The 14380-nt window shown below is 61.1% G+C and carries 10 protein-coding genes; 4 read left to right on the forward strand and 6 right to left on the reverse strand.

All coding sequences use genetic code 11. The features are described 5' to 3' along the window. Positions 1 to 3 precede the first annotated feature (3 nt). Together SH292x_RS12365 and SH292x_RS12370 are read right to left on the reverse strand one after the other, a co-directional pair. Positions 4 to 846, reverse strand: coding sequence for a sugar phosphate isomerase/epimerase family protein (locus tag SH292x_RS12365; RefSeq protein WP_442481308.1), 843 nt, complete (start codon positions 844 to 846; stop codon positions 4 to 6). Between the two features lie 94 nt (positions 847 to 940). Next, a complete protein-coding gene (locus SH292x_RS12370) occupies positions 941 to 2143 on the reverse strand; it encodes a THUMP-like domain-containing protein (protein ID WP_442481309.1) in 1203 nt (400 codons plus the stop codon). A gap of 188 nt (positions 2144 to 2331) precedes the next feature. Here SH292x_RS12370 and SH292x_RS12375 point away from each other — a divergent pair, with 188 nt between their 5' ends. The 3 genes from SH292x_RS12375 (at position 2332) to SH292x_RS12385 (ending at position 6005) form a co-directional block, all read left to right on the forward strand. Then, a complete protein-coding gene (locus SH292x_RS12375; RefSeq protein ID WP_442481310.1) occupies positions 2332 to 3219 on the forward strand; it encodes a DUF6690 family protein in 888 nt (295 codons plus the stop codon). Between the two features lie 57 nt (positions 3220 to 3276). Then, positions 3277 to 4197, forward strand: a complete 921-nt coding sequence (locus SH292x_RS12380) for a GNAT family N-acetyltransferase (protein ID WP_442481311.1) — start codon at positions 3277 to 3279, stop codon at positions 4195 to 4197. A gap of 422 nt (positions 4198 to 4619) precedes the next feature. Then, entirely contained in the window at positions 4620 to 6005 is a 1386-nt protein-coding gene (locus tag SH292x_RS12385; protein ID WP_442481312.1) for a DnaA ATPase domain-containing protein, read from the forward strand. Positions 6006 to 6093: 88 nt separating this feature from the next. On the opposite strand, the gene ccsA is transcribed toward SH292x_RS12385, so the two are convergent. The 4 genes from ccsA to SH292x_RS12405 form a co-directional block, all read right to left on the reverse strand. Further along, on the reverse strand, positions 6094 to 9720 hold the full coding sequence (gene ccsA, locus SH292x_RS12390; protein ID WP_442481313.1) for a cytochrome c biogenesis protein CcsA: 3627 nt from the start codon (positions 9718 to 9720) through the stop codon (positions 6094 to 6096). Between the two features lie 3 nt (positions 9721 to 9723). Next, entirely contained in the window at positions 9724 to 10947 is a 1224-nt protein-coding gene (locus tag SH292x_RS12395) for a hypothetical protein (RefSeq protein ID WP_442481314.1), read from the reverse strand. 169 nt (positions 10948 to 11116) lie between these two features. Beyond that, positions 11117 to 12763 carry an excisionase family DNA-binding protein gene (locus SH292x_RS12400; RefSeq protein ID WP_442481315.1) on the reverse strand — a complete coding sequence of 549 codons (1647 nt, stop codon included), beginning with the start codon at positions 12761 to 12763 and terminating at the stop codon, positions 11117 to 11119. 54 nt (positions 12764 to 12817) lie between these two features. Further along, positions 12818 to 13174: a hypothetical protein gene (locus SH292x_RS12405; protein WP_442481316.1), complete on the reverse strand. Its 357-nt coding sequence runs from the start codon at positions 13172 to 13174 to the stop codon at positions 12818 to 12820. A gap of 273 nt (positions 13175 to 13447) precedes the next feature. Between SH292x_RS12405 and SH292x_RS12410 the strand changes: the two genes are divergently transcribed. Beyond that, complete coding sequence (locus SH292x_RS12410; RefSeq protein WP_442481317.1) at positions 13448 to 14281, forward strand: inositol monophosphatase family protein; 834 nt, start codon at positions 13448 to 13450, stop codon at positions 14279 to 14281. Positions 14282 to 14380: the final 99 nt, after the last annotated feature.

A 14380-nucleotide genomic window follows, 5' to 3' on the forward strand; every position in this document is an offset into this window, starting at 1 on the left:
ACGCTAGCGAGCCAAAAGTGGTTTCAGGTATTCGATCGCTTCACGCGCGGCGACATCGGGCTCGTCCATGTAGGGATATAACTCGACGGTGAGCCATCCATCGTAATCCGTCTGACGAATAGCTTCGATGGTCGCCGCGAAATCGATGGCACCTCGTCCAGGGATTAGGTGCTGATGTTTGCGCGTCGTGGCGATGTCCTCGAAGTGATAATGCACAGTGTGCGATGCCATCCGCGCCACCCAATCCTGCGGATCCTCGCCGACGCAGTACGCGTGGCCAATGTCGAAGTTCAGCCCTACCAATGGCGAGTCAAGCCGTTCAACGAACTCCAAGTACTCGTCGAACCGTTCGATCAGCAGCTCGGGCTCGGGCTCGATCAGCAGTGGCATGGCGAGGTCTGACGCTACTTCGAGGCACGGCATTAGCTCCTCGTAGAAAATGCCGTAGGCTTCTTCGCGTGTTTGCCCGTCGGCCAATGGCCCACCCGGCTCGGTGGTGATGTGCGGTGCGCCAATCTCGGCGGCCAGCATGAGAGCTCGCTTAGTGTGCTCGCGACGGATTGCGCGGTAATGGGGATCTGGATCGATCCAGCTCGGATGCCAGTAGGGCTGCCGGGGATCGGCTACGGCGTTCATCATGAACGCGTTAACGTTTGAAATTGCGAGCTTATGTTCGTCGAGAGCCTTGCAAAGCGACTCCACACGCTCGGGCAACAAGCCCGCCGGCCACGCGTGTGGGACATCGGCCAGGATCTCGATACCTTCGTAGCCAATCTCGGCCACGCGTCGAATCGTCTCCTCAACCGAGTGCTGAAGATAGGCGTTGGAGCTGAAAGCAAGCTTCATAGTGGTCGTTACTGGGTACTTCGAGTCAGGTAGTAGCTGGATTCGCAAGAATTCGGACGACCTGCGAGAGGCGCCCGAACTCTTGCGAGTCCGGCTACGAGATACGGCGGGCGATGATGGCGATTCGCTTCTCTAACACACGTGTCACGAGCAAGGTCGCCGATTCATCGCCGGTTAGTTTTAGCTCTTTTCGCAAACGCTCGGGCGATAGTTCGACCGCGCGGTGTTTGATTTCAAGTTGGCCGATGTTCCGTTCGCGGAGGTAGCTGGATAGGTGTTTTGTGTTGTAGGGTACCACGCCCACCACCTCGAACACGCTTGCCGCTGGCTCGGTTGGTAAATTGTCGCTGGTGAGGTACCCGTGCGTGCTGGCGAAAGTCCACCAGCCGTGTTCGTTGGCCATCTCGCCGACCAATCCGCTGGCGAGTACCGCGGCGTCGGGCTCGACCACGTAGCGGCCGATCCGATCGTCCTCGTCAGGCACCACATCACCTCGCCCGACAAAGCTCGCAACCACTTGGTAGCCTTCCGCCACTGCTTGTAGCACCGTGGCTCGTCGTTCGCCGTGATTCTTGGCCAAATTTCCTGACCAAACGACTAACTGCTTACACTCGCCGCCGCGGCTGATCCATTCTAATTCGCACAAGGGTTCCCAGCGAGCCGGCACTTCGCACGCGGGGGCCAACTTGATCGCCGAGTGAGGGTTCGCCGCAAGTAAGGTGTCGAGAATTTCGTCACTGGGGTCGTGCTGCTCGACATGTACCGACCGCGAGCCTCCAGCCCGGCGATCGGGATCGATGTGCCAAGCATCAAACTCCGTAAGGTTTACCTCGACGACGTCGCCAGCGTGAAGCTGCAACCTTGCAGTGCCCCCGGCTACTAGGATGTTCTGCTCGGCGAAGCTCGTCATCGCGGGATTGCGATCGCAAAGCAATAGCTCCTCGGCAACCCGCGCGAGCGCCATCGCGTCACCCCCGACGCCGCAGCAGAGATCCGCCACGCGGGCGCAGTTCCGGAATCGCTCTGCCTTGTAAGCGGCGATCCACTGGTCGGTCGCCTGTTCGAGTCCTAGCCGCGAAAAGTACATCGCATCGGCGGCGGCGAATTTTCGCTTGCCCCGTTCACGCAGCTCGACGAGCTCCAGAACGCGGTGGGCCTCTTCGGCGGATAACTGCTTCCGAAGGCGTGCGATCAGTTGATGCACGGGTAGCGAGGCCTGCCGAGCCTCTTCAATCCATGGCGACGCCTCGTTGGACAAGATCCACTTGTCGAGATTGTCGCCGTCGTCCGAATTCATCGCGGGGTCTCAAGGTTTACGCAATCGTCGCCGCCAGCGCGTCGGCGCGAGGGGTTCAAGTCGGTTCTGTCAGTTACACGGGCGGCTGGCAATGAAACAAAGCTAGCAGTTCATCCTGCCGAGATAAGGGAGTGAACCCCTCTCGTAGGCAATGCTGCCTGCGGGCCATTTTGCGAGAGACCATCGTCATGCCCCGCCCTGTTATGTTAGCCGGTTTGCTCGGAGCCGCGGTAGGCGTACCCTACGTGGCCGACAACGCCTCGGATTGGCAGAAACAACTCCAAGGCTCGGGAGCACCGGTACAAACGGTCTCGAATCAATTCTCGACCACGCCGACGTTCAACATCCCGCCCCGGATGAACCCCGCTAGTCCGGGCGACCATATCTATAGCAGTCCGGCACCGCTCGAAGGGATTCCGACGTACTCGCTGGCCGAAGTTCTGCGAATGGACGTCTCGAAAGAATGGGTCTACAGCCGCTGGGCTCGCAAGTCGACGGGACTCGCCGAGCCAGAACTTTTTGGTATTCGCGTACCACTAGTTAGCGGAACGCGGATGACCGACGTCGCCGGTTCGCTCACCTATTACTTTGACTTGCAGGGGCAGGTGCAGAAGATTCGGCTCGTCGGAAAGACAGCCGACACGTCCGAACTTGCCAACTTGCTGACCAGCCGTTTCGGTCTGCAACCCGCGACGCCGATGTTCGCCGGCGAGCAGGCGTTTCGTGTGGAAGACCAGGGGGTTGTCGAAAGCGAACTGGTCACGAGGCCCGATTCGGTGTTGTGGACTACCTCGCCACACAATAGTTTCTCGGTCGAGTTGGAACTCAATCGTCCGGGATCGGGTCGCTATGTTGAGCGACCCGTGCCTAAGCTTCAGGGAATCGAAACTCCGGCCACCCCACCGCCGCCCGTGGTGGGCGATACGTCGCCGCCAGCGACTCCCATGTTTCCCGGCGAGAGCGTGGTGCCATCTGCCGACCCGCCGGCCCCCGCGCCAAAAGCGGAAGTAAAGCCACCTGCTGAAACCCCTCCTCCAAAGAAGCAGGCCCCGTCGCACATGCGCTGGCCCGGCTAACAAAGGGATTGTCGCCGCGACTCCACATAACATGCCACTCGGGGTATGCTCGGTGGCATGAACGACGTAACCGTCCGCCGCTGTCCCCCTGCCCTCTGTCGCGACGCCCTTGAGTTAGCGCTGACGAGCGTTGCGGCCGACCAGCGTGGCTCGGTAATCGACACGCTTCGACCCGTCGCCGAACAAGGCGTCGATGTCTTCGCCGCGCTGGTGGTGGCAGAATCTGACGGCCGCTTAGTGGCCGCAAGCTGGCTTCAGCCTCAAGTCGGCCGCACGTCGACGCTCTGGCCCCCAGTTGGCAAGCACGCCCTCGACGAACGCACCGCCGAGCAGCTCATCGGCGCAGCCATCGATGCGGCAAATGATCTCCCTGTGGATCTGGTGCAAGTGCTACTCGACGACTCGCAAGCATCGCTGGCCGGCCCGCTAGAGCGAATGAGCTTCACCAAGCTCGCAGAGTTGCAGTACTTGATGCAGGTGGTGCCGCGCAAGTTTACCGAGCCTGCCGAGCCTCGCTTAACGTTCGACTCGCCGGCGATGGACGAGCGCGAGTTGTTCGAACAACTGATCAAAGCTACCTACGAATCGACCCTTGACTGCCCCGCGCTCGAAGGCCGACGGCACATCGCCGACACGCTTGCTGGATATCAAACCGTGGGGCATCACGACCCGTCGCTCTGGTTTGTGGTACGGTGGGACTCGCAGCCCGCCGGCGTACTTCTTGTGAGCCCGCACTTGGAGGACGATCAGTGGGAAGTGGTGTACATGGGAGTGATACCGGCGTTTCGTGGCCTGGGGCTCGGCGCGAAAATCCTTGCCCGGCTTCGCGCGCTTGCCTCGACTGCGCGGGTGGGGCACATCATCCTGGCGGTCGACGCGGCCAACGCGCCGGCCGTCAAAATGTACGACCAGGCAGGCTTCGTCGAATGGGCACGACGCACCGCCTACATAAGACAGGTCGACCGAGATCACGCGTAAGCGACGTCCGTTTTATACCACGCTCGGCGGCGAAAACTTTGGATTCGAAGAACGCCTCTGCGCCGCGACACGTTATCCACACCATAGCCGACGGTCGCCAAAAAAAATCTTCGGCCCTCTCCGGTCCATCAGCCGGTTAATTCTCGATGAATTTTGGGCCCTCCTCGGCGTGGAAAGAAATGGCTTCGGGCTACTTATTGTCAACCCTTTGACTTGCTTGCTAGCACTCGTAAAATCGCAGACTCGGGTGACAAACTATTGCGTGGCAGACGGTGGCATTAAGCTGCCGAGCCACTAACTCTTTTGCGATGTGCGTATTTTTTCCATCTATTCGGGCGCTGCGGCCTTTGCGGTCGTGGTTGTCGTCGTAGACGGTACGGCCGCACGGCAAAAGCAGGAATGTAGGCAAGGACGGAGGATTCATGGAAGGTCCAGGCGAGGGTGTGGCGCTACGCGACCAACTAGCCGAGGCCCTGGGGCGAGATCGATTCGATTTGTGGGTGACGCACGATACGCAGCTATGCGTACGCGAGCACGGCACGATCGACATGGCGTTCGGCTCCAGCTTCTTGTGCGAAGCGGCACGGCGGCACTTGGGTGCCGAACTGACCGCTGCCGCGCAGTCGTTGTTTGGCGAATCGGCGCGGGTACATCTGCGCGTTGACGATTCGATCGTCGAGGCGCCGGCTCCAGCGCGCACGACTTTCCGCCAAACGCCCCCCCAATCCACGCCGTCCGAAAAATCGACCGCACCGGCTAGCCCAGTGACGCCTGACACCAGTGCGACTTTTGAGTCGCTTGTCGTCGGCCGTTCGAACCAACTCGCCGCCCGCGCCGCGATGCAACTCGCCAGTGGCAAGCACGTAGGTGGACCGCTGGTGGTATGGGGTCCCCCCGGTACCGGCAAGACGCACCTGATGTCGGCCATCAAGCACGCTTATCGCGAGCGGAATCGCCGCGCCCGTGTTGTCTCGCTCACGGCGGAGCAATTTGTCGGCAGCTACGTCGATGCCCTCAAAGGTGGCGGCCTCCCCAACTTCCGTGTGAAGTACCGCGGCGCTAACCTGCTGATCATCGACGACTTGCACTTCATGGCCGGCAAGCGGGCGACGCTGGAAGAACTTCAAAACACCATCGACCGCGTCACCGCCGCTGGTGGCCAAGTGGTGCTCGCCAGCTGTCGCGAGCCGGGGCAAATCGAAAACCTGAGCGCCGAGCTCCTGTCGCGTCTGCGTGCCGGACTCGTGTGCGAGGTGACCCCAGCGGACTACGTCACGCGGCTCGAGATTGCTCGTCGCCGGTGTCAGGTCATGGGCCTCGCGATTGAGGAAACGAGCCTCGAACGACTGGCGGCGAGCGTATCGACGGGTGCCCGCGAGCTGCTCGGTGCTATCGAACGCCTGCGGGCTCGTCACGAACTCCTGGGCGAAGCCATCAACACGGCGCTCGTCGAACAAACGGCTAGCGAAGTCAACCATCAAACCACGCGTCACGTGGCGATGGACGACATTCAGCGGGTCGTATGCGATCACTTCGGCATTGAAGCCAAAGCGCTACGATCGAACAGCCGACACAAATCGGTCACCGAACCCCGCATGCTGGCGATGTGGCTCGCCCGCAAGTACACGCAAGCCGGATGGCGCGAGATCGGCGAGTACTTCGGCGGCCGCCGTCACAGCACCGTGATCTCGGCCCACCGCCGCATCGAGTCGCAAGTCGGCCGTCACTCGACGCTCCAAACCCAGTCGGGTAGCGTGAACTTGGAAGACACGCTGGGGCAAATCGAAACGAAGCTTCGCTTGGCTTAAACCACCTTCGAGCCGGCAGCGTGAGCTGCCGGAGCGGTTGATCGAGGGACTACCTCCGGCAGCTAACGCGGCCGGCTCGATAAGCGGACTACGCCGCTTGCTTCTTCGCGGCGCTCATCTCGCGCCATGGGATCGCCCCCAGAATCATTACCACTACCTGAGTAATGACGAAGTACAGCAGACCACGCGCGAGGTCTTGATTGAATCCGTACGCGTGCAGGCCGACGCTAAGTTGGTTCACGCCGAACCAACTCCACGCCGTGATGATGTTGCCGAAAACGGTGAGCATCGCCAGTCCACGGGGTCCGACCATCTTGCCCCAACGGGCGTGCAGGGCGATGGCGTTCCAGAGGACAATCATCAGGGCCCCATTCTCTTTGGGATCCCAGCCCCAGAACCGGCCCCATGAATCGTCGGCCCACAGTCCACCCAGCACCGTGCCGACGAAGCTGAACAGAATCGCAAAGCAGAGCGAACCATACATCATGGCGACCAGTTTCCGGGCACCCTTCTCGTCGAAAAGCTGAAGCATGTGGACCGCGATGATGTAAACACACCCGATGCAACCAGCGAGCACGGTCGTGGCGTAGCCAAGGTTGATGCTGATCACATGCGTGGCGAGCCAGAACTGCGTGTCGAGCACGGCCTGCATGACGGTAAACGTGTCTTCGTCCATGCCGAGTTGGTAGCCGATGAGCAACGTCACAAACCCCACGGCTCCCGCCACAAAACCGCCGATGCCAAGCTTGAAGATCGACTCGAAGACTAGCATCGCGAGCACGATCGCCCAGCCGATGCAGATAGCAGTGGTGTAGAGATTGGTAATGGGAGGCCGGTCCGAAATGTACATACGGGCCGCGATGGCCAGGGTGTGGAACACTAGCGTCACCGCGATGATCGCGAGCGACGTTCGTCCTAACGTCTGCGGGAAGAACATCCAACTGGCGGCTGCAAGCACCATCGCAATCAAGTACATCACCGCGCAGTAGTAGAACGGCGAACCCGTGTTGAGCCACGCCTCGAATTGCACTCGCGCGTCGTCGAGCTTTTCGACGGTCTTCAGTTTAAGCGGCGCAACGACCGCGGCGTTGTCGGGGTCGTTGAGCTCTTTTTCGTAGTTTTTGACGAGCGATTGGTAGTCGGAGAGCGCGGCAGCGAATCCCTTCTCGTCGTCTTGTTGGTACGAGTAGATGAGCATCGCCAATCCGAGAGCCGCTGGATTTCCAGAGCGGTTCTCGGCGCGGGCGATCATCTGTTGAATGTTTGCTTCGAACAAAGTTTCCCATTTCCCATCAGCGGTCGCGGGCACGACGGCTCGCGGGGGTGTTTCGCTCCGCAAGCGGGTGAGCGTGCTACGGTCCATCTCCATTGCCGTGACATCGCCAATGTTGCCTATCGACTTGGGAAGCGAGAACGAATCGACCAAACGCGAGTAGACGTTCAGCTTCGACACCAGGTCGACCACAGCCTCTTGGAATTGTGTTCGCATCTTCGCGTCGACCTCGCGCGCCTTGTCTACTTGGGGCGCGAGCTTTTCCATCGTTCCGCTCAGGTCCGCGACGCTGTAACGGAAGAAGCCCTGCCGGGGTTTGAGGCCAAGGGTCTCTAGCAACTCGAGGTTGGTGATGCGGAACACGCAGTAGTTCTTGGCCTCCGGTCGCCCCGAGACCACGTCCATGAACCACTGAATGGCAGGAACTGCCTTGGCATCTTTCTTGATCTTCGCTTCTTGCCTTTCGGAGAGGAACTGAAGCGTGTTCCGAGCGAGCGAGTCGAGCGGCTTCACGCGGCCCTCGTCTAGCACTGGCAGCACCGCCACTTCATTGAGCGACATGCCATCGACTTCGATGTCGGGCGTGCGGAACTTCGAGGCGAGGTAGCCCGCCGTCATCAACGCGGCGAATGCAGGCACGAACACTGCGGGCCGCCTGAACCAGTCGAGCATCGTGCTGTATCGCTCAGGCTCTTCCGAACCTAGTTCTCGGCGACGCCGATCGAGGAACCGCAATAGAGTAATAAGGAAGTGGACGATCATGCCCACGGCAACGATCGCGCAGCCGATGTACGGAGCCATCCAGCCATCGTTTTCAACGACTTGAAGGACGGTGGTCGTTTCTGTCGCGCCGTCGTAGCTCGACTGGTAGAACGTCTCGCCGCGATAACGCAGTGGCGAATTCATGGCCACGTGGTAGTCGATCTCGGTCCCACGATCCGCGTCCACTAGCCGAACGTCCGACGAAAAGTTCTTCGGTTTGTTGGTTCCTTCGTAACGATCGAAGGAGAACTTCTTGAGCGTGATGGCATAAGGCTTTTGGGTCCGCTTGTAACGCATCGCTAGCCACAGATTGCCGTCGGCCCCTTCGATGGATTGTTCGCCGCTGCGGCCGGGATGGCCGGGCATATTGAGTAACGTGGGACCGCCTTGAACCAAGGTCGGCGTATCGTAGAACGAGCTCACGACGTACTTGCCCAGCGATTCGCCCGACTTCTTGTCGAGAATCTCGATGTTCGCGCCCGGCATGTCCGCCGAAGGCCCTGCGCTCACATCACGAAGGGCGACCTTCGTTGCCGATCCCTTTAAATCCGGTGTGAACTCAGCTGGTGCGCGTGGCGAGACATTGCTTTGCCGGTAGTAATCCAGCACACGGATGTCGACGGGCATGTCGGGCGAACTGATAACCCGCGCTGGTGAGTCGATCGGCGATGCCGCCGCCTGGGCGACCAGTGCGACGGGAATCGACACAACTCGATCGACGTCTTCCTTGGAGCGGTCGATCACCACGAGCTCGCTTTCGTTGGGGTTATAAACCCACGAGACAGTTTCGCCGGTGCCGACGACCATCTGATTCTCGACGTTGGTTTCCCCAACGTAGAACTCATGCATCATCAGCACGACAATGCCCAGGTGCAGCAGCATCACGCCCGAGCGTTTGTCGAACAACAGCCACGCCGCGGCCATCAGCAGCGCGCCGGCGGCGCCGGCTTGCATCAATTGCCAAACGATTCGCATGCCGGCATCGGGGATTCGCCACGCGGGGTCGACGAACAAGTAAATCGCCGCCGCGAGCATCACGACGTTGAGTCCAGCGAGCGTAAACCACTCGGGCCGGCGAATCTTACCCCACGCCAGCGAAAGTCCGTAGGCAAACACCAGCGTCAGCGCGGCGTATCCACCGCGGCACAGGTTCCACAGCAGGTCGGCGAAATCCGGCGTGATGCTCGACGCGTCGGGCGAGTCGATCGCGCGGACCAACACCCACCAAGTCGCGGCGAGACCCACCACCAGAAGGGTCATGGCCCACATCATCCGCCGGCCGCGGGCTACCACCTTGTACCGCAAGCTGTGAGCCGCCAGCAGGTTTACCAGCATCAGCGCGCCAATCGTGTAGCCACCGGGAAAATAAAACCCGCCCGGCCACCGCATCGTGTTCGGTTGGAACACGCCAATCAGCGTGGGGATGGTCTGCCACTCGATCTGGGCGATCCAGACGCGGAAGTACGTGTAGTCGACCACATGCCAAACATCGTGATCGACCTGCGCCAGCGTGCCGGCGAACACCAGGACGATCAGCAGCCCCAATAGCACGACCGTCAGCTTGAGCGAGGCGCAGAACGCCCACACTTGGGCCAGCGCCGACGCATCGGCCTTAGCTTGCGAACGACTATGGGCTTGCTCGCGAGCGTACTCGCCGCTGGGAAGTTCTGCTGTGGCCATTAGTTATTCTTTCTCTTCGGAACTTGTCGCTTCGGACTCCGTCGCAGCGGGACTAGTGGCAGCGGCACTGGCAGGGCCTTCGATCTTCACACCGGCGAGCCACTTCGTGAAATCCTCTCGCGCGGCCTCCACACCCTTGGCGGGACCCAGCATTTGGAAGAACCACACCTTGCCATATTTCTGTACCATCGCGGCGAGCATCTTCTGCGATCCATCGGGAGACGTGATATCAGTTAGTCGGCCTTCGACGTCGGCAACGGCGATCGGCTCGCTCACCTCATCGAGCTTGCCCTCCTCCGCCGGCGTTGCGCCAAGCTGCCCGCGCCAACGGTTGATGTTCGCCAACGGGTCGGCCATCATGCCGACCGGAGGGAAATCCGACATTTTGACGATCACGCCATCGGCCGGCTCACCGACCGTATAACTACGGCTGCCCATCGTACCGCGGGCACCTTCCTTCCAAGTGTCTGGCGTTGTGAAAGTGAGTTCGGGCGCGGCGGGTGCAACTGGAGCGGGTGCGGCAGTTGGAGGATTGGACGGAGCCACGGGTGGCGTCACCCCACCAGCGAACGGCGCGTTCCCTCCCATCATCGGAGGCATCATCGCACTCGCGGACATCTCACCAACTCCATCGAAGACCCACGCCTTGCCGCCATCGAGTTCGACCACTTTGACGCCGGCGGCCTCGTCTAGTTTCTCAACGGGTTTGAGCCCAAGCTGGCCGCGCCAGCGATTGATGTTGGCGAGCAGGTACTCCGTCTCTTCACCTTGGACGGTGAGCTTCGAGATGGCTACTTCGACTGGTGGCTCGCCCTCGGGCAAGACGAGTGTTGCCTCGCGCATCATGCGCTCGGGGCCTTCCTTCCAACCCTCGGGCACCTCCCAGGTGACAACGGCCGTTTGGTTCTCCGGAAGTTTGAGCGACTTGATGAACGCAGTGACGTCGTCTGCCACCTTCTCGACCGTTGCCTCGGAACCAGTGGCCTTGAAGTACCAAGCCTGACCATCGCGGAGCACCGCGGCGGCGATCATCCGCGTGGGCTCGGCCGTTCCGGCCTCGGCGGTCGGTGGCGACTCGGTCGATGCCACGGGGGGAGCAACCGGGGCCGCTTTATCTCGGGGAACTTCGTACGTCGTGATCTCGGGCTTCTTGTCGCAGCCGAGCGCGATCACAAATACGAAAGAAGAGAAGACAACACCAATGCGGCGAGCGAGCCGTGTGTGCATGAGATTACCGGGGGCGGGGTGGGAGGCGGGAGCATACGCCGGGCGCCAAACACCCGCCGTGTGCCTTCCACCGCATTATAGCGCCATTTCGTGCCAGCAGTACACCCAGAATCGGGCACTGCGACCGATTGCCGCACCGCCAGATGGGTGGTCCCGACATGGGATCGCGTTACGGGAATAGGAACCCGCTCAGGCTATCGATCAGCGAGCTATTCACCTGATACGGCTCGCCCCAGCTCCACATGCTGCGAAGCACGTCGATGGCCATGATTCCGCAGAGCGAAAGCAACACTAGGCAGAGCGACAAAAACACTACCTGCCAGGCGGTGAACTGGGTCTCGGCACGGGCGACCATGGTGGGTTGGCCGAAGGCTGCCGCGGCCGGCATGGCGGCCGCTCCGCCGAGTCCGCCGCCCAGCAGATCGTCGGCTTCTTGCTGCTCCTCGAACGCATCGAGGGCAATCACCTGCGAGCTATCGTCTTCGTCGTCGGCACCCAGGTCTTCGCCGAGCGGGGTGAGTTCGAAGTCGCCGGCGGGTTCGTCCGACATCAGGCCCGAAGCGTCGCCGAAGTCGATACCGCTCGCCATCGCCGACCCCGTCAGGTCGAGCGCTGCGTCGTCGAGCGACAGACCGCTGTCGGCGGGTGATAGGTTAATTCCGCTGTCGGCCGATGAGAGCGTCAAATCGCTGCCATCGCCGAGCACGAAGTCGTCGTCGTCATCGTCGGTGTCGAGCTCCAGCGCGGAGAGACCCGTGAGTCCCGCGCCGCTAACCTTCGACTCGTCACCCAGGTTGATTTCGGAACCGGAGATGATGATTTCATCGTCATCGCCCCCGATCGCTGACGCACCACCACCGAGCGCCATGCTGCTGGAAGCCGCCAGGCCATAATCTTCGTCGATCTCCAGATCGAGATCGCTCATTTCGGCGGCCTTTTGCTGGGCCTGCGCGCCCGCGGCTGCTTGAGCGGCGGCCACGTCTTCAGGGCGAAGAATGCGGCTCGATTCGGCTTCGAGATCGATGCCCAGGTCCTCGACATCGTCGAAGTCCACAAGGGCTTCCCCAGCGGGTAGTTCGCCCGTGGCCCCGGCATCGAGATCCAAATCGTCGAGGTCGGCCAAGCGAACGTCGCTCATCGCGGGATCGCTCTTTGGTTTGTCACTCGCGAGCTCGAGGTCGAGAGCGTCGTCGAGTTCGGCGCGACCAATGATCGTGCTCGGCGAAGCGTCGGAATCGCCCAGTTCCGCTTCGCTCAAAAGGATCGACTCCGGATCGTCGCCCGACTCGATGTCGAGTTCGAGGTCCAGGTCGCTGCCACCGGCGGCCGCGGTGACCGGCATGTCTTCGACCGCGGTGTCGTCGGCCAGCATTAATTCGTCATCGTCCTCAGCCAGCGCAGGGACTTCTTCATCGTCCAGATCGATCGCCAAGTCCGCCGAACTGCCGGTGGAGAGATCGAGATCCAGATCGTCGTCGTCTTCGAGCGTGATCTTGCTGAAGCTAGCGTCGTCCTCGTCGTCGTTATCCAAGTCGAGGCCCAGCAGGTCGTCGTCATCCTCCCCGGAGACTACGTCGAGGCCCTTATCGTCGCCAAGCGATAGACCGCTCAGGCCAAAGTCGATGCCACTGTCTTCCGGATCGAGTTGCGGTAACCCATCGCTTGCAAAGCGATCGATTTCTTCGGTACGGAACTTCCAGCTACCGCCATCGCGATATCCGCGAAGCTTGTTCTGGTCGTGAAGCGCGATCAGATGATCGCTAGATACACCTAGCCGTTCAGCGGCTTCTTCCAGTTTGACGAACTTCGAATCCATGGCGGTTCTCTGAGGTTGCCTCTTCGCGGCCTTGGATCGTGCTCCTTGCGAACATCAATGTCCGCGAGCACCCTCCAGGCCTTTCTTAATGTCCTCGGGCAAGGGAGCCTTGCCTTGGTGATGAAGCATCTGCAAGTCCCATTGGATCTGGCGAATGCTTTTCAGTTCAATCTCACCCGTCTTGCGATCGATGTGGTACACGCCGAGTACTTGCTGCTGAGGGTCGTAAACCACGGCAGCCATTGGCTCACCCGGCGTCGACACCACCTGCATGCAACCCGACAGTAGTTGGTTGGGGTTGAGCTTCGGAAGCTCGGCCGGCTGTTGCTGCTGACCACCGGCATGGGCGATCCACGAACCGGCAATCAACGCACCAACCACCAACACCGTCCAACGTTGTCCGCTGCGCATCGCAATTCCTCCTTGAGTGGGGTATCTCCTTGAATACGCCGCCTGACACTCCCCGCGCAACACGCGAGGTCTACGCAGCCGACATACTCTACTGGCCATTCTAAACAACCACCCCCGTCAATCAAGCTAAATACCAGCTGCATAGGGATTTGGGTCGCGAATCGCCTCCCGGCACAACCGGTGCAAACGGCCCGCCCTTTCAACCTCGACGGGCGATCCGCGGCGTAGCCCCCGTCCTACTACCACCCGCCGGTTCTTGGTAGCCTTGAGCTCATGCAAAACACACCCGAAACCGAAGCCCAGGCACGCCTCGATTGGGCCCTTGAGATCGCTCGGCAGGCCGGCGACGTGACGCTCCAGCATTTCCGCAATTCGTCGCTCGAAGTCGAGCGAAAAGGGGACGATTCGCCCGTCACCGCGGCCGACAAAGCAGCCGAGCGGCTGCTCCGTGAGCGGATCGCCGAGCGATTCCCCAACGACGCCATCGTAGGGGAAGAATACGGCGAAACCGCGGGAAATTCGGGGTATATCTGGGTGCTCGACCCGATCGATGGGACCAAGAGCTTCATCCACGGCATACCGCTATACACGACGCTGATTGGGGTGCTGTACGCATCGGATGGCGAGGTAACCCGCGGAAAAACCGTCCTTGGGGTGATCCGCGCCCCCGCGCTCGACGAGATGATCTACGCCCGCCGGGGTGCCGGAGCTTGGCACCAGCAGGGAGACACCACGCCCGTCGAAGCCAAAATCGACCCTACGCGGACGCTCGCCGAGGGTTTGCTGCTGACCAGCGAGGTGAAAACCTTCGGGAAACGCCCCTCCGGCGAGGGGCTCACAGCCTATCTGGAACTGGACGGCCGAGCCCGACTGGCCCGCACTTGGGGCGACGCCTACGGCTACTTAATGGTCGCCACCGGCCGGGCGGAGCTCATGATCGACCCCGCGATGAGCCTCTGGGACGCCGCGGCCTTGCAGCCCATCATCGAGGAGGCAGGCGGGGTGTTTTGCGACTGGGAGGGCAATCCCACCGTCCACTCGGGCGAGGCCATGGCGGGCAATCGACAGGTGGTGGACGAAGCCTTGCACATCACCAAACGGCGGTAGACCGCATTTCCTGGCACAATCTTGTGGCCCGGAACCTCGCGATCAGATAGCCTGAAGCCTACCCCGACGCACTCCCGGGGTGGCACTTATCCATTGAAC

Origin of the sequence: Aeoliella fuhlenseeensis (genome assembly GCF_052161615.1) — a bacterium.
In the GTDB taxonomy this organism is placed as follows: Bacteria; Planctomycetota; Planctomycetia; order Pirellulales; family Lacipirellulaceae; genus Aeoliella.

Bases quoted from the DNA above. Each gene is read 5' to 3' on its own strand.
- SH292x_RS12365 (WP_442481308.1), bottom strand. From the start codon at position 846: ATGAAGCTTGCTTTCAGCTCCAACGCCTATCTTCAGCACTCGGTTGAG.
- SH292x_RS12370 (WP_442481309.1), bottom strand. From the start codon at position 2,143: ATGAATTCGGACGACGGCGACAATCTCGACAAGTGGATCTTGTCCAAC.
- SH292x_RS12375 (WP_442481310.1), top strand. From the start codon at position 2,332: ATGCCCCGCCCTGTTATGTTAGCCGGTTTGCTCGGAGCCGCGGTAGGC.
- SH292x_RS12380 (WP_442481311.1), top strand. From the start codon at position 3,277: ATGAACGACGTAACCGTCCGCCGCTGTCCCCCTGCCCTCTGTCGCGAC.
- SH292x_RS12385 (WP_442481312.1), top strand. From the start codon at position 4,620: ATGGAAGGTCCAGGCGAGGGTGTGGCGCTACGCGACCAACTAGCCGAG.
- ccsA (WP_442481313.1), bottom strand. From the start codon at position 9,720: ATGGCCACAGCAGAACTTCCCAGCGGCGAGTACGCTCGCGAGCAAGCC.
- SH292x_RS12395 (WP_442481314.1), bottom strand. From the start codon at position 10,947: ATGCACACACGGCTCGCTCGCCGCATTGGTGTTGTCTTCTCTTCTTTC.
- SH292x_RS12400 (WP_442481315.1), bottom strand. From the start codon at position 12,763: ATGGATTCGAAGTTCGTCAAACTGGAAGAAGCCGCTGAACGGCTAGGT.
- SH292x_RS12405 (WP_442481316.1), bottom strand. From the start codon at position 13,174: ATGCGCAGCGGACAACGTTGGACGGTGTTGGTGGTTGGTGCGTTGATT.
- SH292x_RS12410 (WP_442481317.1), top strand. From the start codon at position 13,448: ATGCAAAACACACCCGAAACCGAAGCCCAGGCACGCCTCGATTGGGCC.